Source organism: Streptomyces sp. SID13726, assembly GCF_010548375.1.
GTDB lineage: Bacteria > Actinomycetota > Actinomycetes > Streptomycetales > Streptomycetaceae > Streptomyces.
The window spans coordinates 1-416 of sequence record NZ_JAAGLY010000595.1; the positions used below are offsets into that span (position 1 = coordinate 1).

Annotated in this window: 1 pseudogene; it reads right to left on the reverse strand. The window is 68.8% G+C overall.

The window, feature by feature from the left end:
* A pseudogene (locus G3I78_RS49300) lies at positions 1-416 on the reverse strand (potassium-transporting ATPase subunit B); the annotation flags it as partial.

Here is a 416-nt window from a genome sequence, read left to right on the forward strand (position 1 = left end):
GGACCACGATGGAGCGGCCCTCGGGCGTCTCGTCCGCGAGGGACGACAGCTGGGCGGCGTCGGCCAGTTCGGCTTCCGTCGTGCCCTTGACGGGGACGAACTCGGCGGCCTGGCGGTTGCCGAGGGTGATGGTGCCGGTCTTGTCGAGCAGCAGTGTGGAGACGTCACCGGCGGCTTCCACCGCACGACCGCTCATCGCGAGGACGTTGCGCTGGACGAGCCGGTCCATGCCGGCGATGCCGATGGCCGAGAGGAGCGCGCCGATCGTGGTCGGGATCAGGCAGACCAGCAGCGCGGTCAGCACGATCATGGACTGCTTGGCGCCCGCGTAGATCGCGAAGGGCTGGAGGGTGACCACGGCGAGCAGGAAGACGATGGTCAGCGAGGCGAGGAGGATGTTGAGGGCGATCTCGTTG